Here is a 17,301-nt window from a genome sequence, read left to right on the forward strand (position 1 = left end):
ATGAGCGTGCAACTGCGCGACGCGACCGTGGACGATCTCTCCGGCATCATGGAGATTTACAATGATGCGGTGCTGAATACGACCGCGATCTGGAACGACGTGCTGGTCGATCTGGAAAACCGCAGGGAATGGTTCGCCGCCCGCAAGTCACGCGGTTTTCCGGTCATCGTCGCAATCCTCGACGGCAAGGTCGCAGGCTATGCGTCCTATGGCGACTGGCGCGCTTTCGACGGTTATCGCCACACCCGCGAACATTCGGTCTATGTGCATAAGGATGCGCGCGGCCACGGCATCGGCAAGAAGCTGATGCAGGCGTTGATCGATCATGCCTCGGGCAACGACGTGCATGTGCTGATCGCCGCCATCGAGGCGGAAAACACCGCCTCCATCCGCCTGCATGAAAGCCTCGGCTTCAGGGTCGTCGGCCGGTTTTCGGAAGTGGGCACCAAGTTCGGCCGCTGGCTGGATTTGACGTGCATGGAGCTGAAGCTGAACTAGTTCCCGGGCGGGTTGCCTAGAGAAAGTGGCCCCGGCGCGGGACGCCCAACCTCTCCTCCGTCATCCTTGGGCTTGTCCCAAGGATCTAACCACGTCGAATTAAATCAATCGGTTGCAGATCCTCGGGACAAGCCCGAGGATGACGCTGAGTGCTTGGGGTGGACGTCCGAAAACCGACGTCGCATGCCGTATAGGCGTTACCCATTGCCCAATCAAACCGGCTCGAACACCATCGAATGGCCGTTGATGCAATAACGCAGGCCGGTGGCTTCGGGCCGTCCGGGAAGACGTGGCCGAGATGGCCGCCGCAATTGGCGCAGCGGATTTCCGTACGCACCATGCCGTAGCTGGCGTCGCGATGTTCCGTCACGGCGCCCGGCTTTACCGGCTCGAAATAGCTCGGCCATCCGCAGCCGGCATCGAATTTCGTATCGGAGAGGAACAGCGGCTCGTCGCAGGCCGCACAGCGATAGAGGCCTTTCTGGAATGTATCCCAATAGGGCCCGGTGAAGGCGCGCTCGGTGCCGTGTTCGCGCAGGATGCGATATTGCTCCGGCGTCAGCTGCTCACGCCATTCGGCATCGCTCTTTTTGATTTTTGGGGATGTCAGATCGCTCATGGAATGATCCTTTCTGTTCCCGCCTCAAATAGTCATCGCGGAGGCGGATTGAAAGGGGATGGGCGTCATAACGCGTTCGTTATGGGCCGGGAGTACCGATTTGGGTTGAGATGGCTTTGTCTATGCCTTAGAGCATTTCCAGGAAAAGTGGAGCCCGGTTTTCCGCCCGGAAATGCGCTCTAACTGAAAAAACGATTTGAAGAAGAACGCCATTATTGGCGCGCAGGGATGGGGGACATCCCGGGAGATGTGAATGACATCAGATGTCACGCCGTTGACATTCCTGTCGCTGTTTCTGCCGTTTCTGGCAGCGCTTGCCGCACCCGCCCTGGTTAAAAGGTTCGGTCACAATGCGGCGTGGGTCCTGGCGATTGCGCCTGCTCTCGCCTTTGCGCATTTTGCGCTGATGCTGCCCGAGATCGCGGCAGGCGGGGTGGTGACCGGCGGTTATGCCTGGGTGCCGAGCTTCAATCTCAGCTTCTCCTGGTTCATCGACGGCCTGTCGCTTACCTTTGCGCTGCTGATCACCGGCATCGGCCTGCTGATCGTGCTTTATGCGGGCGGTTATATGAAAGGCCATCCGCAACAGGGCCGGTTCCTGTCCTTCCTGCTGCTCTTCATGGGGGCGATGCTGGGCGTCGTGGTTTCCGACAGCCTGCTGATGCTGTTCGTCTTCTGGGAACTCACCTCCATCACCTCCTTCCTGCTGATCGGCTTCGACCATGAGCGCCCCGCCTCGCGCCGCGCCGCGCTGCAGGCGCTGGTGGTGACGGGCGGCGGCGGTCTGCTGCTGCTCGCCGGGCTGATTTTCATCTGGGATATCAGCGGCGTGACGCAACTGTCGATGCTGGTGCGCGGCGGCGATGTCTTGCGCGACAGCCCGTTTTATCTGGCCGCGCTGCTTCTTGTTCTCGGCGGCGCCTTCACCAAATCGGCGCAGTTTCCCTTCCATTTCTGGCTGCCCAACGCCATGGAAGCGCCAACGCCGGTGTCCGCCTATCTGCATTCGGCAACCATGGTGAAGGCCGGCGTCTATCTGCTGATGCGGCTCAACCCGGTTCTCGGCGACACCGCCGCCTGGCAGATCCTGCTGCCCTTCTTCGGCGGGCTGACCATGCTCACCGGCGCGCTGCTGGCCGTGCGCCAGACCGATCTCAAGCTGATGCTCGCCTATACGACGGTGTCGTCGCTCGGCCTGCTGGTCATGCTGACGGGTTTCGGCTCCGACCATGCCATCGAGGCGGCGGTGCTTTATCTGGTGGCGCATTCGCTGTTCAAGGGCGCGCTGTTCATGGTCGCCGGCATCATCGACCATGAGACCGGCACCCGCGACGTGACGAAGCTTGGCGGCCTGAGAAAAGCCATGCCGATCACCTTTGCGGCAGCACTGGCGGCTGCGATTTCCATGGCCGGCCTGCCGCCCTTCTTCGGTTTTCTCGCCAAGGAAGAGATTTATTATGCGCTGGCGCATGGCAATCCGCGCGCCGTGCTGTTCACCGGCATCGCTATCCTCGGCAACGGGCTGATGTTCGCCGTCGCCTTTGCGGTGGCGCTGAAACCCTTCCTCGGCAAGCCGGTGAAGACCCCGAAACACGCCCATGAAGGCCCGCTGCTGCTCTGGCTCGGCCCGGCGCTTCTGGCGCTGAAGGGGCTGACGATTGCGCTCTTTTCCGGCATCGCGCATGTCTACATCTCCACCCCGATGGCGAGCGCCATTGCCGGTGAGGCGCGCCCGGTGGAAATCTCGCTCATTCCGCATATCGGCGTGCCGCTCGGCCTGTCGCTGCTCACCATCGCGCTCGGCATCGTCCTTTATACGCAGCTTTCCGCCGTCCGTGGACTGATCGACCGCACCTTCAAGGCGCTGGGGGCAGGGCCGGACAGGGGCTTTGACGTCTTCATCGATATGCTGGTGAAAGTCTCGTTCCACATCACCCGGCTCATTCAGCCGGGCAGGCTGGAATTTTACGTCACCGCCACCTTCGCCGTCATCGCCGCCGTGCTGCTGGTGCCGCTGTTCCTCTATGGGGAATTGCCGTCCATGCCGTCCTGGCCGCGCGATATGCTCATCCATGAGCTGACCTTCATCGCCATTGCCGTGGCGGGGCTCATCGCAGTGCTGACGGCGTCGAGCCGGCTCACCGCCATCATCGCGCTCGGCATTCAGGGCTTTGCGGTGGCGGTCATCTTCCTGCTCTTCGGCGCGCCCGATCTGTCCTTCACGCAATTCATGGTCGAGACGCTGTCGGTGGTCATTCTGACGCTGGTGATGACGCGGCTTCGCCTGTCGCCGTCAGACCATCGCGGCCTTGGCCAGAAGCTGCTGGACAGCACCATCGCCATCGCCTGCGGAACGGGCTTTGCCCTGTTCCTGATGCGCGCGACCGAGGCGAGCTTCGACAACCGCCTGACGGATTTCTACAACACCTATTCCAAGGTCATCGCCCACGGCGCCAATGTGGTCAACGTCATCATCGTCGACTTCCGCGGCACGGATACGCTCGGTGAAATCGCTGTCGTGATGATAACGGGTCTCGCCATTCTCGCGCTGATCCGCATCCGCCCGGCTGCTGCCATCAAGGGACCGGCCAAAACCGCGAAGAAGAAAGGAGCGCGGGCATGAACACGCTCATTCTGCGCACCGTCGCCCCTGTCGTCACTAGCCTCATGGTGCTGTTTTCCATCTTCGTGCTGCTGCGCGGCCATAACGAGCCGGGCGGCGGCTTCATCGGCGGCCTGATCGCGGTCTCGGCGCTGGCGATCTATGGCATCGCTTATGGCGTCACCGCAGTCAGGCGCGCCATCATGTTTCATCCGCTGTCGATTGCCGGGGCGGGGCTGCTGCTTTCCATGCTTTCCGGCCTCGTTTCCATCGCCGCCGGCGTGCCCTTCATGACCGGGCTGTGGGTCTATCCGAGCCTGTTCGGTGTCGAAATACCGCTCTCCACCGTCATGTCCTTCGATATCGGTGTCTATCTCGTCGTGGTCGGCGCCATCACCTCCATTGCGCTGGCGCTGGAAGAAAGGGAAAGCGACTGATGGAAGCGGTCTTCTCCATTCTCGTCGGCATCTTCTTTTCGGTGGCGATCTATCTCATGCTGTCGCGCCACAGCATCCGCATGCTGCTCGGCATCGCCATTCTCGGCAATGCGGTGAACCTCTTGCTGTTCACGGCGGGCAGGCTGACGCGCGAAGTGCCGCCGATCATTCCGCCCGGCATGGATATGCTGCCCGCAGGTGCGGCCAATCCGCTGCCGCAGGCGCTCATCCTCACGGCAATCGTCATTTCCTTTTCCTTCTTCTGTTTCCTTCTGGTGCTGACCTGGCGTGCGTTTCAGGAACTGCAGACCGACGACACGGACGAAATGCGCACCGCAGAACCCGCAGGCGAGCCCTTGCCGCCGCTCGGTTATTGAGCGGCGAGGCTGAGACACCATGGCATCCTCCACCACATCCGCAGTCACCGACCTTTCCGCAGCGCTCGTCACGGCGCCCGTGCCGCTGTCCGACTGGCTGATCATTCTCCCCATCGCGCTCTGCATTGGCGCAGGCGCTGTGCTGATGATGATGCGCCATGCCATCCGCCACCACGCGACCGTCGCCATCGCGGCGCTGTTCCTGCTGGTGCTGCTCGATGCCGCGCTTTTGTGGAAGGTCGCCACTGAAGGCCCCTTCACCATGGTCATGGGCCGCTGGCTGCCGCCCTTCGGCATTGCTTTTACCGCCGATCTGACGGGTGCGCTGCTGTCGCTTGCCGCCGCCATCGTCGCACTGGCGGGCGCCATCCATGCGGGCGCGGATATCGACGCCAGCGGCAGGCGCTACGGTTTTTATCCCTTCCTGATGCTTTTGATGGCCGGTGTCACCGGCGCTTTCCTGACCGGCGACATCTTCAACCTCTATGTCTGGTTCGAGGTGCTGCTGATCTCGTCCTTCGGCCTGATCGTGCTTGGCTCGACGCGCGAGCAGATCGACGGCGCGCTGAAATACGCCATTCTGAACCTCATCGGCACGACGCTGTTCCTGATAACTGTGGGTTATCTCTATGCCATCTTCGGCACACTCAACATGGCCGATATCGCCCAGAAGGCGACCGGGCTGCGCGGCTCGGCGCCACTGATGACGCTTGCGAGCCTGTTCGCGCTCGCCTTCGCCATGAAGGCCGCGGCCTTCCCGGTGAACTTCTGGCTGCCCGCTTCCTATCACACGCCGCGCATCGTCGTTTCCGCCCTGTTCGGCGGCTTGCTCACCAAGGTCGGCATCTATTCGCTGCTGCGCGTCATGGTCATGCTGTTTCCGGTCGAGCGGGAAGAACTCAGCATCGTCATCGCCATCTCGGCGGCGTTGACCATGGTGCTCGGGGCCATGGGCGCGCTCGCCCAGAACGATATCCGCCGCATGCTCGGCTATATCGTCATATCGGGCATCGGCTACATGATGGCCGGCATCGCCATCGGCACGCCGTCGGGTGTCACTGGCGCCATTTTTTACGCGCTGCATTCCATGGTGCTGATGACGGCGCTTTATCTCGCCGCCGGCCATGCCGCCCGCCTCGGTGGCGGTTTCAGCCTCACCTCACTCAGAGGCCTTTACCAGCAGGCTCCGTGGTTTTCGGCACTGGCGCTGGCGCTGTTTTTCGCCGGCTCCGGCCTGCCGCCCTTTTCCGGCTTCTGGCCGAAGGCGGTGCTGGTCAAGTCGGCGATCGATATCGGCGCCTGGTGGCTGGCCGGCGCCATTCTCGCCTCCGGCTTCATCGCCACCATCGCTTTCGGGCGGATCTTCCTTTTGTGTTTCTGGCGTCCCGTTGCGGCATCCCCCGGTCAGCCTTCCGTGCCGCGGGCGTCGCCCTCGGCAGCGCCGTCTTTCGCGCCGCTGGTGGGGCTGACGTTGCTGGTGGTATTCTTCGGCCTGTTTCCGGAAAGCCTGCTCAATCTCAGCCAGCAGGCGGCCGCAGGCCTCGCTAATCCGCAGGCCTATATCCAGTCGGTCTTTACCGAAGGGGGCAAACCATGAGCCTCTATCTCGTACAATTGCTTTTCGTTGCCGTATGGCTCGCCGTGACGGGCAGCGTCACGCTCGCGAACATCATTTTCGCCCTTGTCGTTTCGACGCTGGCGCTCGGCATCATCCGCCACCAGCTTCCCGGCGGGCGTAACCACTGGCTCAGGCTTGTCCGGGTGCTGTCGCTGGTGCTGCTGTTCTTCAAGGAGCTGGCGCTTTCCGCATGGAAGGTCGCCGTGCTGGTGACGCGGCTGAAGCTCGACGTGCAGCCCGGCATTTTCGCCTATCCGCTGACGGTGACGACGGATTTCGAGATCACGCTACTTGCCAATCTCATCACGCTCACCCCCGGCACGCTGTCGGTCGATGTTTCGGCGGACAGGAAAACGCTTTACGTGCACGCGATCGATTGCAGCGATATCGAAGCCACGAAAAACGACATCCGCAACGGCTTTGAAAGAAAGATCATGGAGGCGTTTCAGATATGACGCCGGAACAAATAGTTTCATTTGCAACTATACTTGCATCGGTTGTTCTGTCGGCCGCGTTTTTGCTGACAGTATATCGCGTCGTTGTCGGCCCCACCTTGCCGGACCGTATCGTTGCGCTCGACATGCTGGTGGGCATCGCCATCGGCTTTATCGCAGTCATCGCCATCCGCACCGGCTTCAATCTTTACGTGGATATTGCGATTGCGCTCGGGCTGGTCGGTTTTCTGGCAACGGTTGCCTTCGCCCGCTTCGTGCTGTCGCGCGGCCCGGACGGCCGACGCAGGCCGGCGGCGGTTCTCGATGGCGAAAGGGCATCTGAAGCCATTGAAAAAAATATGGAAAAAGGTGTCGCCAACAGAAAAGGAAAGGGCAGGCGATGATGGCTTGGATCGTGGCTATTCTGGTTGCGGCGCTGTTGGTCTCAGGCGCCATTTTCTCGCTGATCGCGACAGTCGGCCTCAATCGGCTGCCGGATGTCTATACCCGCATGCATGCGGCCTCCAAGGCGGGAACGGTGGGGTCCGGCCTGCTGCTTCTGGCTGTCGGCATCCATTCCATGGAAATATCGACGCTGGCGCGGGCGCTGGCCGGTTTCTTCTTCTTCGTCCTTACCGCGCCGGTCTCGGCACATCTTCTTGCCATGGCCGCTCACAAGGCAGGTTATCCGCTTGCCGTTAAATCGGTAGTTGATGACATCAAGAAAATTTGAAGTTGAAAATCCCCCTAATAATTGGGGGTATTCATTTTCAATTACTACTTGGCATAGTATTTTATTACCCGTAATTTTTTGTATTCCGATTAGACTGTTTTGAACTGAAAAATTCACAATAGGAATTTGACTTTTGCTGTTTTGCTGTTATCCAAATTAAGTGTAAAGTTGCTAATCGCGATTTGCATCTAGCCTCTTCATAGTCGGCATAGGCATTTTATTAATGTCTAATCTATGGCCCATCGGACCATTGCTGCCCATGTCGCGGGCCATAAGTTGAATCTCGGACCAATTCGTTTCCGGTTTTCGCTCGAAATCTAGGGGTAGGTTTCATGTTGGTTTCAACAAGGCGAAGGTGGGGCACCGGGTAACTTCACATCGCTCGATGCGGCGTTCGCCCGCGTCAGGGGATCAATAAACAGGAGATACTTAAATGACGGAAACTGCATACGGTAACGCCCAGGATCTGCTGGTCGAACTGACTGCGGATATTGTGGCTGCCTATGTTAGCAACCACGTCGTTCCGGTAACTGAGCTTCCCGGCCTTATTTCGGATGTTCACACGGCACTCAGCGGAACATCGGCACCGGCATCGGTGGCGGTCAATGTCGAAAAGCAGAAGCCTGCCGTCTCCGTCCGCAAGTCGGTTCAGGATGACCACATCGTCTGTTTGGAGTGTGGCGGCTCGTTCAAGTCGCTCAAGCGGCATCTCACGACGCATCACAGCATGACGCCGGAAGAATATCGCGAAAAATGGGACCTGCCGGTCGACTATCCGATGGTTGCGCCCGCCTATGCCGAAGCCCGCTCGCGGCTCGCCAAGGAAATGGGTCTCGGCCAGCGCCGCAAGGCCAGCCGCTGATTTTAAAGACGGTCCGGTTGCTGTCCTGACAGATAGCCGGAAGTCGCAAGGCAATACGGCCGGTCTTTTGACCGGCCGATTTCGTTTCTGGGGTTCGAAGACCTCACCCCCGTCCTGCCGGCCCATATCCGGCATCCAGCTATGGCGCGTCTGCGCCGTGAGAGGGGTCTTTCGCGATCGAGAACTGCATCGCACCAGACCCGGGGGCCGTTCCCTTGACCGACTTTTATGTCGCGCAAAATTTCGATTGAGGAAAAAAATCCTTTATCGCGCATATCAATTCTGCAAAAATAAAGCCGTATCAATCGCATAATTCTCCATGCCAAATTTGCGCTTCCCCATGCTTGCTCTCAGGTGTATGAATTAATTCCTATTCGTAGAGGAGTTGCATATGCCGTCGGATACTGTGTTTCTGCCTGCCGCCGCGCGGCCTTGTGCGCGGGTGGGTGATCGTGCCTTTCGTCATTGGCCGTCTGCGGCCGGGCGGGATGAGATTTCCCGTCTTTGCCGTCTGGTACGGCAGCTCACCGGCGAGATGGTGCAATTGACGGGCGACCGAACGCTGGTGCGCCGCGACAGCCGGCGCACGGAATGCCACATCCGCCAGATCGCCATGTATGTGTGCCATGTGCAGCTGGGCATTCCCATGTCGGATATCGGGCCGTGTTTCGGCCGGGACAGGACGACGGTGGGCCATGCCTGCCAGGTGGTGGAGGACCGGCGTGACGAACCGGCATTCGATGAGTTCGTCGCCGTGCTGGAGCGGCTCACCGGCAGTATCTTCAACGCGATGAAAGGCGCTCGGGATGAGTGAGGAAAAAAGCGCCCCGGTTGCCTCCCCGAACCCTCATCTCCTGCGGCTGCTGCGCTGCATCGCCGCGGGCGCGGCCGAGATGTCGCAGGAGGGCGGCGATATCGTCCTGCGCCGGGCGCGGGCGGGCCATCCCGCGCTGCGGTTTCCGGCCGCGACGGTGCGGTTTGCGATTTCCTCCGGGCTGGTCGAGCAGCGGGAAAACACCCTTTCCGCCGCACCGCCGCTCGCCTCCTGCCTGAAACGTGCAATGGCAAAAGACCGGGACGAGGTTTTTCAGGAACAGCACCGGCATATGCAGACGGTTATTGTGGATGTCGGCGATGCGAAGCAGCAGGCCCGGCGCAATCTCAACACCTCTCCCCTGACCAGCCTTGCAAGGCTGAAGGAACGGGACGGTGCGGCGTTTTTCCCGGCGGATGCTCTGGAGGCGGGCGAGCGCCTCGCCGCTGATTTTCATCGCGGCCATCTCAACCCGAAGGTAACAGCGACATGGGAGCCGAGAATAGCGAACCGCACAAAAGGCGAGGCGGGAGGCGCGCTCGATCTCACCGAGGCGGCAATGGCCGCAAGAACGCGGTTTTCCCGCGCGGCCGATGCGATGGGGCCTGAACTGTCGGGCGTCGCCATCGATATCTGCTGCTTCGAAAAGGGGCTGGAGACGGTGGAGCGCGAAAGGCAATGGCCGGCGCGGTCGGCAAAACTGCTGCTGCGCGCCGCACTGCTGGCGCTTGCCCGCCATTATGCGCCGCCTGCGGCCCGCGCCGGCAGGAAGGAACACCATTGGGGCGATGCAGATTATCGCCCGCCGATGACGAGGTGAAGGTCAGGCGGCCAGCAGCCGGGCTTCCTCGCGGATGCGCTTGATCATGGAGCGCAGGCCGTTGGCGCGCTGCGACGACAGATGCTCCACCAGCCCGATCCTGTCGAATACCTCAATGGCGTCGAGACCGGCGATTTCGGAGGCTTTCTTGCCGGAATAGACGGCGAGCACGATGGCGACGAGGCCGCGCACGATATGCGCATCCGAATCGCCTTCGAAGGTCAGGAGAGGGTCTTCCGCACCATTGCTGTGGCTGACGAGCCAGACCTGGCTTGCGCAGCCATGCACCTTGTTCTCGGCCGTGCGCTTGTCTTCCGGCAGATCGGGAAGCGCCTTGCCGAGTTCGATGACATAACGATAACGATCCTCCCAGTCGTCGAGGAAGGCGAAGTCGTCAAGGATCGTTTCGAGAGAGGCCATTTGCACGCCGTATCATCCATTATTGCAGGTCTTTGTTAGGATATAGGCGAAGTGCGGCCGGTTTTGAACCATGGCCCATGAAAAAGCCCACGGAAATCAGGTTTCCGTGGGCAAGTCAGGCAGGCAATCGGCAGCCGGATATTTTTGGCTGCAAAGAGAGTGCGGCGCGGTGGCCGGCAAGGATCAGGGAAACAGTATCAGGGGGCCGGGCGCTTCTGCGGCAGGGGAATGACGGTGCCGGTCTTCAGCATGTCGGCATCCTTCGGAAATTCGACGCTGACGACCGGGGCTTCGGCCAGTTTTTCGGTCTCGGCCGCGAGTTCAGCGGCGGGGGCCGGCTTTTCACCGGAAGCAAGCTGCTTGTCCAGTAGCTCATAGGCCACCTTTGCGCCTTCCTTTGCCCGCTCGCCGAGCGCATGGAAGGTTTCGGCGCCCTTGACGCAGACATCGGGCTTTTCGATGCAGATGGCGCTGACATAACGATAGGCTTCACCGGCGGCCGAAACGGCGCTGGGAATATCGAAGGCCGAAGGTTCCTTGGCCGGATCGTTGCTGCTGCCGAAATAGGACAGCGCCACCAGCACCAGCGAAAACCAGAATGTTCCCTTGATCAGAAACCACATTGTCAGACTACCCTGCCAGACGATCTTTGTTTTCTAAAGCCCCGCCCGGTTTCGGGTCATCGGCCTTTGTCCCGTTTTTCGGGCTTGTGAAGAAGCTACACGCGACCGGCGAACAGCCGATTGCAAAAAGCGACGCAATTTAATTCAAATTGTATCTATTCTCCTCGTATCGGGACGCCTGCCATCAATTCATTCGCATTTTAACAGTCCATGTTAAGCATAATTGCGACAGAGGCCGCGTGTTCCGGGCGAAAGCGGCGCAAAGCTTTGCCACAAAAGTTAACGCGATGGCAAAAATGAAGCGAAATCCGTCGCTTACCCGTCATTAACCATGATTGGCAAAGCTTCGAAGAAATGCCCCGTAATGGGACTACGGGGCATTTGACGGGCCTTTGAGGCCATTCTTTTTATCCATTCCTTAAGCCGCCGCCTTCTATTGTCGGAGCCGTTAGAACCGCCTCAGGGATTCGGTGTTGGTATTGCGTAATATGAGAGAAAAAGCGGTCGCATTGGTCGACCATGCCGCAGGCAGATGGCTTGCGCGCATGGAAGAGGACGCCGAAAGGCGCGCCGGAACCGTTGCGCGCCTGCGCCGGCTGATCGCCTTCAGCGCCGTCGGACTTCTGGTGGTACCAGCCCTCTTCAGCCTCGTTTTCAGCCCCGCCATCGCGCTGCCCATCGGCGCTGCCCTGGTGCTGGCGCTGTTTCTGGCCGCCGCAGCATTGCTGATTGCCTTTTCGCGTCCCGCGCGCGGTGCGTCCTCCTTTTCCGCCTTGTCTGGCGATAACGACCTGATCGCCGCTACGCAGGTGCCGGGCCTCGTGCTCATGATCGGTGATACCGGCTTCGTCGAACACGTCTCCGGCCGCGATCTTACGACCTTCCCGGCCGATCTGCAGGCCAGCAAGGACCATGCCCTCGTTGAATATGTCTATGTCTCGGACCGTATCGAATTGATGCAGGCTTTCGATCTGCTGCGGCAGGGCGAGGACAGGGCAACCGCCGAACTCCGTTTCGAGACCGGTGCAAAGTCGCGTCAGGCGCAGTTCATGCATGCGCGTATCGAGATGACGGCAATCCGCAGCGCCAGCGGCCGGCTGCGCCGCATCGTCGCGCAGCTTTCCGATGTCACCGAGATGGAACGCCTGCGCCGCGATGTCGCCCGCAAGGCGGCCGAGGCGGAATCGGCCAATGATGCGAAATCCCGCTTTCTCGCTGCCGTCAGCCACGAGTTGCGCACGCCGCTCAACGCCGTCCTCGGTTTTTCCGATATTCTGGCCGGCGAATATTTCGGCCGGCTGGAGAACGACCGCCAGCGGGAATATGTCGGCCTGATCCGCCAGTCCGGCGCCCATCTTCTCTCTGTCGTCAACACCATGCTCGATATGAGCAAGCTGGAAGCCGGCCGTTACGAGCTGATGATGGAAAGCTTCCCGATTGCCGAAACCATCTCGTCCTGCGAGGCCATGCTCGGCCTGCAGGCGAAGGAAAAAGGCCTGACTTTGACCAGCCGCATCCAGCGCGGTATCGGCGAAATCTCGGCCGATCAGCGCGCGATCCGGCAGGTTCTGATCAATCTTGCCGGCAACGCCATAAAATTCACCGATGCCGGTGGTGTGGTGTCGATCGACGCCGCGCGTGAGGGTGCGATGCTGAAGCTTACGGTGAGCGATACCGGCATCGGCATCGCTTCCGACAAGATCGAACTCCTGGGCCAGCCTTTCATGCAGGTTCAGAATGAATATACCCGTCGCTATGAGGGCACGGGTCTCGGATTGTCCCTGGTCAAGGGGCTTGTGGCACTGCATGGCGGCACTTTCGCCATCGCCAGCAAGCCCGGCGAGGGAACGGTCGTAACGATCACCCTGCCTGCCGACGGTTCGGGCATGGCGGGTGGCGGCGAAAGCGCCGAAGCCGAAAGCATGGTGGAATTTCCGCCGCGCATCCGGCAGCTCGGCGATATGGCCGCAATGATGAAAAAGGATGGTGACGATGGCCCCGCGAAAGCGAAAATCGCCTAAGAAAACAACGGCCCAGATTGGCGCCGGGATTGTTTCCTTGGTGGTTTCGGCCATCGGGCGCGAAATCCTGCGCCATCCGAAACTGGTCGGCAGTTGCGGCGCCTTCGCGGTCGTCTTCGGTTTTGTCGCCGCCAATGCGCTCTGGTATCAGCCGGGCGTGCACCCGTCGCCTTTCCTGCGCACGCGCGATGCGGAAAACCCGAACGGGATTGCCGGTTATCGCCCGGCCGAGCCGCTCGGCACGCAGGGCAACGTCACCACCTTCCGCATAGAGCGGCCGGCGGAGACGCAAAACGCGCAGCAGCCGGCGGCCGAAACGCCGGCGCAACCCGTTGCCGAAAGCCAGAAGCCGCAGCAGATCGTCGCCGATATTCAGGCCGAACTGAAGAAGCGCGGGCTTTACGAAGGCGAGGCGGATGGCCGCATGGGCCCGCGCACCGCAGCCGCCATCATGTTCTTCGAAGAAACGCTCGGCATGGAACAGACCGGCGAGCCGACGACCCGCGTGCTGGCGGCGCTCAGGATAGACGGCGCGACGGTTGCCGCAATCCCCAGGGACCGGCCTGCCGACACCAGCGGCGGCGTCGAGATCGACCCCGTGGCTGCCGCCATCCGCAAGGCGGAAGCGCCGCGCCCGAAGGCCGAACCGGCCTCCCTCAACAGCGCGGCCAAGCCGGCAAGCCGCGATTTGATCGCCAAGATCCAGCAGGGGCTGATCAATATCGCCTATGCCGACGTGAAAGTGGACGGCGTGGCCGGCCAGCAGACCCGCAACGCCATCCGCGCCTTTGAGAAACACTATCGCCTGCCGGAAACCGGTGAACCGAGCGAGGCCGTGTTGAAGAAGCTGAAGTCGATTGGGGCGCTTTGAGGTTTCAGCTTCATGAGTGTCGATTGACAGCGGACCGAAGGTGCGTGGGGCTTTACCCCCCTCTGCCCTGCCGGGCATCTCCCCCACAAGGGGGGAGATCGACTAGCAGCAAAGTCTCGCCTATCTCAATGGTTGAGAATGAAGTGGTGAGAATGCGTCTTGCTGATCTCCCCCCTTGTGGGGGAGATGCCCGGCAGGGCAGAGGGGGGTGAGCTACGTCCACCCAAGCCTCCCGCCATCAACGAAAAACCTCCTGAAAACCAACATTGCGAAGCCCACCCCACCGTTTCCATTCGAAAGCACCCCCATGCGCCTCAAGTCCGAAATGTTCGTCTCAGCCCTCATCCGCCGCGTCTTCGCCGCCGGCGGATTTGCGGCTGTCGAAAAGAAGGGGGCGGAGGAGGCGGGGGCGATCTTCATTCGCCAGCGCCTGCGCGATGGCCGCGAAAATCTCTATGGACCCGCGCCGCAGAGCTTTGCCGATGAAGAAGACATCCGCGCCGAGCGCCGTTTCGAAACGCGCCTCGCCGGTGCGGATGGCGAGGAAAGCGCCGCTCTTCTTGAGAGGGAACGACGCTTCGACAGCGACCTGTGGGTGGTGGAGATCGAAACCGATGAGATCGGGACGCTGCTGACGCTGGTGGATCAGCCCAAGGCCTAGAATTGTCCGGCAATGGCCGCTTCTTCAATCCGTGAAGATGAAGGCCCGCCGCGCTTACCCTTGCGTCCCGGTTCTCTGTGCAGCCGGTGCGCTGCGGTCCGGCCGTTCGCGGCCATGCGTATAGCTGTCTGCTCGCCGCCAGCTCTCCAGCCGCTCTTCGCATTCCACGATGTCGAGACGGTCGAGCAGGGCTTCGGCACGGCTCATATCGCCTTCGGCGGCGGAAAGATGCGGATAAAAGCATTGCAACACGAAAGCCGCCTCGGAAAATTCCATGCCAAGGCCGGTCAGCGTCGTTGCAAGCTGTGCGCCTGATATATCGAGCATGATGCGCTCCGACAGCCAGTAGCTGGAGGAGAGAGAATCCGCCAGCGCCACGGCGAATTGCCGGGCATTGCGTTCGCGGGCGAAACGCACCAGCAGCGCTTCCTGCACCTCGCTCAACCGGCGAAGGCCGAGAACGTCGCTTTCCGGCCGGTTGAGGTGATGCGCCATCTGCTTGATCCGCTGGCGCATTTCCTCTTCGAGCGCGGAAGCGGCGGCGATGGTGTCCGTCTTTTCTTCCGCTTTCGGCTCTTCAGGGCTTTCCGCCGCCTGCGGTTCGGTAGCCGTCGTCTCTCCATCCGGCCGCTTCAGATCTTCGGCGTGACGCAACCCGACAAGCGCGTCGATGACGGTGGGGGAGAGGTCCTCGCGGCGCACGATGGCGCGCGCATGCGCCGCCCCTTGCGTGCGGGCAATGGTGATCAGCGTGTCGTCATCGAGGCATTTGGAGGAGATGAGGAAGGGCGCCGCAAGCGAAATCGGCTGGCAGGCGATGAAGAAGGCGACAGCCGAAGGCACGCTCGGATGCTGGGAGAGCGCGGCAATGGCCTCCCGCTTGGCTTCGTCGGTGGAGGCGTTGAAAAGCGGCATGAAAAGTTCGGCGAACTGCCGAAGGTCCGTTTTTGACGGATGGGAGACATTCTCGAAATTCGTCACGGTGGCCATCAGCACCACATCTTTCTTCCTCACGGCTCTTGGCCTCTCAAGTTCTCGAAACCGGTCGGTCAACGCACTACCCAACAAACGCAAACACAATATCGGCTCAAATTAGAGCAAATGCGTTGACGTCCTGTTAACTATGGGGGGTGGCAAGAGAGAATCCGCCTCTATCAACAAGGAAATTTTAAAACCTTGATAACGGACGAAAAGCCGTGGAACTTTACCGCATCGCCTTTGTTTTCAAGGGGTGCGGCTCCGGCCGGAATAAGTTGCGGTCCGGCAATTAAGGTTAACGGATCATTAACCTCTGTCTGTTTGTAATTTCATGGGCAGCATTAGGATTCCATGTTATTCTTATCGACGGAATAAATGCAAAAATGGCATGCGAAGCCTGAATCTGCGCACGATCCCCTTATAAGAATCGCTTTGGATTTTTGGATCGTGCGAAAACCAGTCTGTGGACTGGCCTATGCGCAATGTGATGGTGATGAAATTCCCGACGCAAGACGAGGCTTGCGCGGTTCCCATGGGCAACATTGACAATCATGTCCCGAAGAGGAGATGAGCATGGCAGAGATTATTCCAATCGGCGACGCCCGACGAAGCCTGCGCCCCGCCGGCGCGGTGGCAACGGTGATCGGCCCGGCGAAAGTCGTGCTGTTTACCGGCGTGCGCTATGAAAAACGCGATACCGAGCCGACCGGCAAAGTCGCGCGCAAGGGCAAATCCGCAGCGGAAACCGCCCTCAAATCCTGACTAAAGAGAATACCGACGTTATTTCCACGCCGTCGGCTGGCATTTCGCCTCGTTCAGGAACCGTTCCGCCTCTTCGCCGAAACTCGGCTGCGGCACCATGGTCCGCAACACCACATACCCTTCCGTCTGATCCGATTCCGCCAGAATGGCCTGCGAAAGCGCGGGTGGCTGCGCCTTGCGGATGGCAGCGATCTGCACCGCATCCGCCACCAGAATATCCATCACCCCGCCGGCGGATGTGCGGTCATTCATGCTGAACACCTCATTCGAGGCCTTGTCGTAAACCGCGACCGACCAGAAGGGCACGGCCCCGATGGCGGTGAGCCTGACCGGCTTGTCCTCGATATCGAAGGTACAGACCGCGACCCGCATGAAGGGATCGCCGCTGCCAAGCGTCTTTTTCTCCGTCGTCTCTTCGAGCAGATGAAACTGATGCGGCTTTCCTTCCGCCACCGCGCGCGTATAGGCGTCGCGATTGCTGAAATGCGGTATCGCCAGAAGAATGATGACATGCAGCACGGCTGCGCCGACGAGACCGGTGAGGATGGCGAGCAGGACCCTAAGCATTGCCACACCCCAGCTTGCGTATTTGCGGCATGGAGATATCGATCAGGCCGGAACTGCCCGCGACGGGCGTGTCGAGCAGGGTCATGACCAGCCTGAAGGTCTGGCCCTGCGGCACCGACAGCCAGTTATAGGTCTGGGCGTCAGCGGCGATGGTGATGTCGATGCCGCCATCGGCGCTGCGCAAAAGCGTGCGGGAATTCAGCGCGAAGGGCCGCCCCGCATCCTCCGCCAGCACATTGCCCTGCTGGTCGGCGGTGTAAATCGTCCAGAAACGCGCGGGCGGCACGGCGCCGGCCAGCCGGTAGCGGCATTCGCCGCTCAGGCGTTGCCCATCGCTGTCGACGGAGGCGGTAAAAGCCAACCCTTCCGCGGTTCCGTAAAGCAGCTTGCCGGCGTCGGCGCGGTGCGATTTGGCGTAAGGATCGGCCTCGATCGTCTGCGCTTCGGGAAACGCATCCCAGGAGCCGATGCGGATCGATCCAAAGCCGGATGTCGCCTCAAGGGCTGCCAGCGTCGCGGCAATACCGCCGCCAAAGGCGATCAGAAGGGCGATGCCGACAAGGAATGGAACTCGGAACACGCTG

Annotated in this window: 20 protein-coding genes and 1 pseudogene; 15 read left to right on the top strand and 6 right to left on the bottom strand. The window is 60.7% G+C overall.

All coding sequences use genetic code 11. From position 1 onward, the window contains the following. Entirely contained in the window at window positions 1-498 is a 498-nt protein-coding gene (locus L904_RS04405) for a GNAT family N-acetyltransferase (RefSeq protein ID WP_020813168.1), read from the top strand. Window positions 499-710: 212 nt separating this feature from the next. Here the strand turns inward: L904_RS04405 and msrB are convergent. Then, window positions 711-1,117 (bottom strand): annotated as a pseudogene (gene msrB / locus L904_RS04410) (peptide-methionine (R)-S-oxide reductase MsrB). A 253-nt stretch (window positions 1,118-1,370) separates the two neighbouring features. Between msrB and L904_RS04415 the strand changes: the two are divergent. The 10 genes from L904_RS04415 (at window position 1,371) to L904_RS04460 (ending at window position 9,814) form a co-directional block, all read left to right on the top strand. Beyond that, the gene (locus L904_RS04415) at window positions 1,371-3,740 is read left to right on the top strand and encodes a putative monovalent cation/H+ antiporter subunit A (protein WP_020813167.1); all 2,370 of its coding nucleotides are present in this window, start codon (window positions 1,371-1,373) and stop codon (window positions 3,738-3,740) included. Continuing rightward, window positions 3,737-4,156, top strand: coding sequence for a Na+/H+ antiporter subunit B (locus L904_RS04420; protein ID WP_020813166.1), 420 nt, complete (start codon window positions 3,737-3,739; stop codon window positions 4,154-4,156). The genes L904_RS04415 and L904_RS04420 overlap by 4 nt, the downstream gene beginning before the upstream one ends. After that, complete coding sequence (locus tag L904_RS04425; protein ID WP_020813165.1) at window positions 4,156-4,533, top strand: Na+/H+ antiporter subunit C; 378 nt, start codon at window positions 4,156-4,158, stop codon at window positions 4,531-4,533. Before L904_RS04420 ends, L904_RS04425 begins: the two co-directional genes overlap by 1 nt. A gap of 19 nt (window positions 4,534-4,552) precedes the next feature. After that, window positions 4,553-6,130 carry a Na+/H+ antiporter subunit D gene (locus L904_RS04430; protein ID WP_020813164.1) on the top strand — a complete coding sequence of 526 codons (1,578 nt, stop codon included), beginning with the start codon at window positions 4,553-4,555 and terminating at the stop codon, window positions 6,128-6,130. Continuing rightward, the gene (locus tag L904_RS04435; protein WP_020813163.1) at window positions 6,127-6,606 is read left to right on the top strand and encodes a Na+/H+ antiporter subunit E; all 480 of its coding nucleotides are present in this window, start codon (window positions 6,127-6,129) and stop codon (window positions 6,604-6,606) included. Before L904_RS04430 ends, L904_RS04435 begins: the two co-directional genes overlap by 4 nt. Next, entirely contained in the window at window positions 6,603-6,989 is a 387-nt protein-coding gene (locus L904_RS04440; RefSeq protein ID WP_003522294.1) for a cation:proton antiporter, read from the top strand. Before L904_RS04435 ends, L904_RS04440 begins: the two co-directional genes overlap by 4 nt. Further along, window positions 6,986-7,318 carry a monovalent cation/H(+) antiporter subunit G gene (mnhG, locus tag L904_RS04445; RefSeq protein WP_020813162.1) on the top strand — a complete coding sequence of 111 codons (333 nt, stop codon included), beginning with the start codon at window positions 6,986-6,988 and terminating at the stop codon, window positions 7,316-7,318. The genes L904_RS04440 and mnhG overlap by 4 nt, the downstream gene beginning before the upstream one ends. A 433-nt stretch (window positions 7,319-7,751) precedes the next feature. Next, window positions 7,752-8,180 (top strand): MucR family transcriptional regulator Ros, encoded by a 429-nt coding sequence (gene ros / locus L904_RS04450; RefSeq protein WP_003509257.1) that lies wholly within the window; start codon window positions 7,752-7,754, stop codon window positions 8,178-8,180. A gap of 391 nt (window positions 8,181-8,571) precedes the next feature. Continuing rightward, window positions 8,572-8,994, top strand: coding sequence for a helix-turn-helix domain-containing protein (locus L904_RS04455; protein WP_020812033.1), 423 nt, complete (start codon window positions 8,572-8,574; stop codon window positions 8,992-8,994). Further along, complete coding sequence (locus L904_RS04460; RefSeq protein ID WP_020812034.1) at window positions 8,987-9,814, top strand: DUF6456 domain-containing protein; 828 nt, start codon at window positions 8,987-8,989, stop codon at window positions 9,812-9,814. The genes L904_RS04455 and L904_RS04460 overlap by 8 nt, the downstream gene beginning before the upstream one ends. 3 nt (window positions 9,815-9,817) lie before the next feature. Here L904_RS04460 and L904_RS04465 read toward each other — a convergent pair whose 3' ends face one another. Together L904_RS04465 and L904_RS04470 are read right to left on the bottom strand one after the other, a co-directional pair. Continuing rightward, complete coding sequence (locus L904_RS04465) at window positions 9,818-10,234, bottom strand: SufE family protein (RefSeq protein ID WP_020812035.1); 417 nt, start codon at window positions 10,232-10,234, stop codon at window positions 9,818-9,820. Window positions 10,235-10,431: 197 nt separating this feature from the next. Further along, the gene (locus L904_RS04470; protein ID WP_031234252.1) at window positions 10,432-10,857 is read right to left on the bottom strand and encodes a DUF5330 domain-containing protein; all 426 of its coding nucleotides are present in this window, start codon (window positions 10,855-10,857) and stop codon (window positions 10,432-10,434) included. A 488-nt stretch (window positions 10,858-11,345) separates the two neighbouring features. On the opposite strand from L904_RS04470, the gene L904_RS04475 reads away from it, so the two are divergent. From L904_RS04475 to L904_RS04485, 3 genes are all read left to right on the top strand, one after another. Next, window positions 11,346-12,878 carry a HAMP domain-containing sensor histidine kinase gene (locus L904_RS04475; RefSeq protein ID WP_035261148.1) on the top strand — a complete coding sequence of 511 codons (1,533 nt, stop codon included), beginning with the start codon at window positions 11,346-11,348 and terminating at the stop codon, window positions 12,876-12,878. Next, the gene (locus L904_RS04480) at window positions 12,850-13,749 is read left to right on the top strand and encodes a peptidoglycan-binding protein (protein ID WP_035261161.1); all 900 of its coding nucleotides are present in this window, start codon (window positions 12,850-12,852) and stop codon (window positions 13,747-13,749) included. The genes L904_RS04475 and L904_RS04480 overlap by 29 nt, the downstream gene beginning before the upstream one ends. Before the next feature lie 307 nt (window positions 13,750-14,056). Beyond that, window positions 14,057-14,410: a DUF1491 family protein gene (locus L904_RS04485; protein WP_035261150.1), complete on the top strand. Its 354-nt coding sequence runs from the start codon at window positions 14,057-14,059 to the stop codon at window positions 14,408-14,410. A 54-nt stretch (window positions 14,411-14,464) separates the two neighbouring features. On the opposite strand, the gene L904_RS04490 is transcribed toward L904_RS04485, so the two are convergent. Continuing rightward, window positions 14,465-15,400 (bottom strand): DUF2336 domain-containing protein, encoded by a 936-nt coding sequence (locus tag L904_RS04490; RefSeq protein ID WP_245285015.1) that lies wholly within the window; start codon window positions 15,398-15,400, stop codon window positions 14,465-14,467. A gap of 561 nt (window positions 15,401-15,961) precedes the next feature. Here L904_RS04490 and L904_RS04495 point away from each other — a divergent pair. Continuing rightward, entirely contained in the window at window positions 15,962-16,150 is a 189-nt protein-coding gene (locus L904_RS04495) for a hypothetical protein (protein WP_035261156.1), read from the top strand. 18 nt (window positions 16,151-16,168) lie between these two features. On the opposite strand, the gene L904_RS04500 is transcribed toward L904_RS04495, so the two are convergent. Together L904_RS04500 and L904_RS04505 are read right to left on the bottom strand one after the other, a co-directional pair. Further along, a complete protein-coding gene (locus L904_RS04500; protein ID WP_035261158.1) occupies window positions 16,169-16,717 on the bottom strand; it encodes a membrane protein in 549 nt (182 codons plus the stop codon). Beyond that, entirely contained in the window at window positions 16,710-17,297 is a 588-nt protein-coding gene (locus tag L904_RS04505; protein WP_003522305.1) for a DUF1214 domain-containing protein, read from the bottom strand. Before L904_RS04505 ends, L904_RS04500 begins: the two co-directional genes overlap by 8 nt. Between the last annotated feature and the right edge of the window lie 4 nt (window positions 17,298-17,301).

Origin of the sequence: Agrobacterium sp. LY4 (genome assembly GCF_001526585.1) — a bacterium.
Lineage (GTDB): Bacteria > Pseudomonadota > Alphaproteobacteria > Rhizobiales > Rhizobiaceae > Agrobacterium > Agrobacterium leguminum.

What these genes read in the sequence shown, in the direction of transcription:
- L904_RS04455 (WP_020812033.1), top strand. Translation starts at nt 8,572, where the DNA reads ATGCCGTCGGATACTGTGTTTCTGCCTGCCGCCGCGCGGCCTTGTGCG.
- ros (WP_003509257.1), top strand. Translation starts at nt 7,752, where the DNA reads ATGACGGAAACTGCATACGGTAACGCCCAGGATCTGCTGGTCGAACTG.
- L904_RS04425 (WP_020813165.1), top strand. Translation starts at nt 4,156, where the DNA reads ATGGAAGCGGTCTTCTCCATTCTCGTCGGCATCTTCTTTTCGGTGGCG.
- L904_RS04475 (WP_035261148.1), top strand. Translation starts at nt 11,346, where the DNA reads ATGAGAGAAAAAGCGGTCGCATTGGTCGACCATGCCGCAGGCAGATGG.
- L904_RS04430 (WP_020813164.1), top strand. Translation starts at nt 4,553, where the DNA reads ATGGCATCCTCCACCACATCCGCAGTCACCGACCTTTCCGCAGCGCTC.
- L904_RS04435 (WP_020813163.1), top strand. Translation starts at nt 6,127, where the DNA reads ATGAGCCTCTATCTCGTACAATTGCTTTTCGTTGCCGTATGGCTCGCC.
- L904_RS04415 (WP_020813167.1), top strand. Translation starts at nt 1,371, where the DNA reads ATGACATCAGATGTCACGCCGTTGACATTCCTGTCGCTGTTTCTGCCG.
- mnhG (WP_020813162.1), top strand. Translation starts at nt 6,986, where the DNA reads ATGATGGCTTGGATCGTGGCTATTCTGGTTGCGGCGCTGTTGGTCTCA.
- L904_RS04460 (WP_020812034.1), top strand. Translation starts at nt 8,987, where the DNA reads ATGAGTGAGGAAAAAAGCGCCCCGGTTGCCTCCCCGAACCCTCATCTC.
- L904_RS04420 (WP_020813166.1), top strand. Translation starts at nt 3,737, where the DNA reads ATGAACACGCTCATTCTGCGCACCGTCGCCCCTGTCGTCACTAGCCTC.
- L904_RS04465 (WP_020812035.1), bottom strand. Translation starts at nt 10,234, where the DNA reads ATGGCCTCTCTCGAAACGATCCTTGACGACTTCGCCTTCCTCGACGAC.
- L904_RS04495 (WP_035261156.1), top strand. Translation starts at nt 15,962, where the DNA reads ATGGCAGAGATTATTCCAATCGGCGACGCCCGACGAAGCCTGCGCCCC.
- L904_RS04500 (WP_035261158.1), bottom strand. Translation starts at nt 16,717, where the DNA reads ATGCTTAGGGTCCTGCTCGCCATCCTCACCGGTCTCGTCGGCGCAGCC.
- L904_RS04480 (WP_035261161.1), top strand. Translation starts at nt 12,850, where the DNA reads ATGGCCCCGCGAAAGCGAAAATCGCCTAAGAAAACAACGGCCCAGATT.
- L904_RS04470 (WP_031234252.1), bottom strand. Translation starts at nt 10,857, where the DNA reads ATGTGGTTTCTGATCAAGGGAACATTCTGGTTTTCGCTGGTGCTGGTG.
- L904_RS04440 (WP_003522294.1), top strand. Translation starts at nt 6,603, where the DNA reads ATGACGCCGGAACAAATAGTTTCATTTGCAACTATACTTGCATCGGTT.
- L904_RS04405 (WP_020813168.1), top strand. Translation starts at nt 1, where the DNA reads ATGAGCGTGCAACTGCGCGACGCGACCGTGGACGATCTCTCCGGCATC.
- L904_RS04485 (WP_035261150.1), top strand. Translation starts at nt 14,057, where the DNA reads ATGCGCCTCAAGTCCGAAATGTTCGTCTCAGCCCTCATCCGCCGCGTC.
- L904_RS04490 (WP_245285015.1), bottom strand. Translation starts at nt 15,400, where the DNA reads ATGGCCACCGTGACGAATTTCGAGAATGTCTCCCATCCGTCAAAAACG.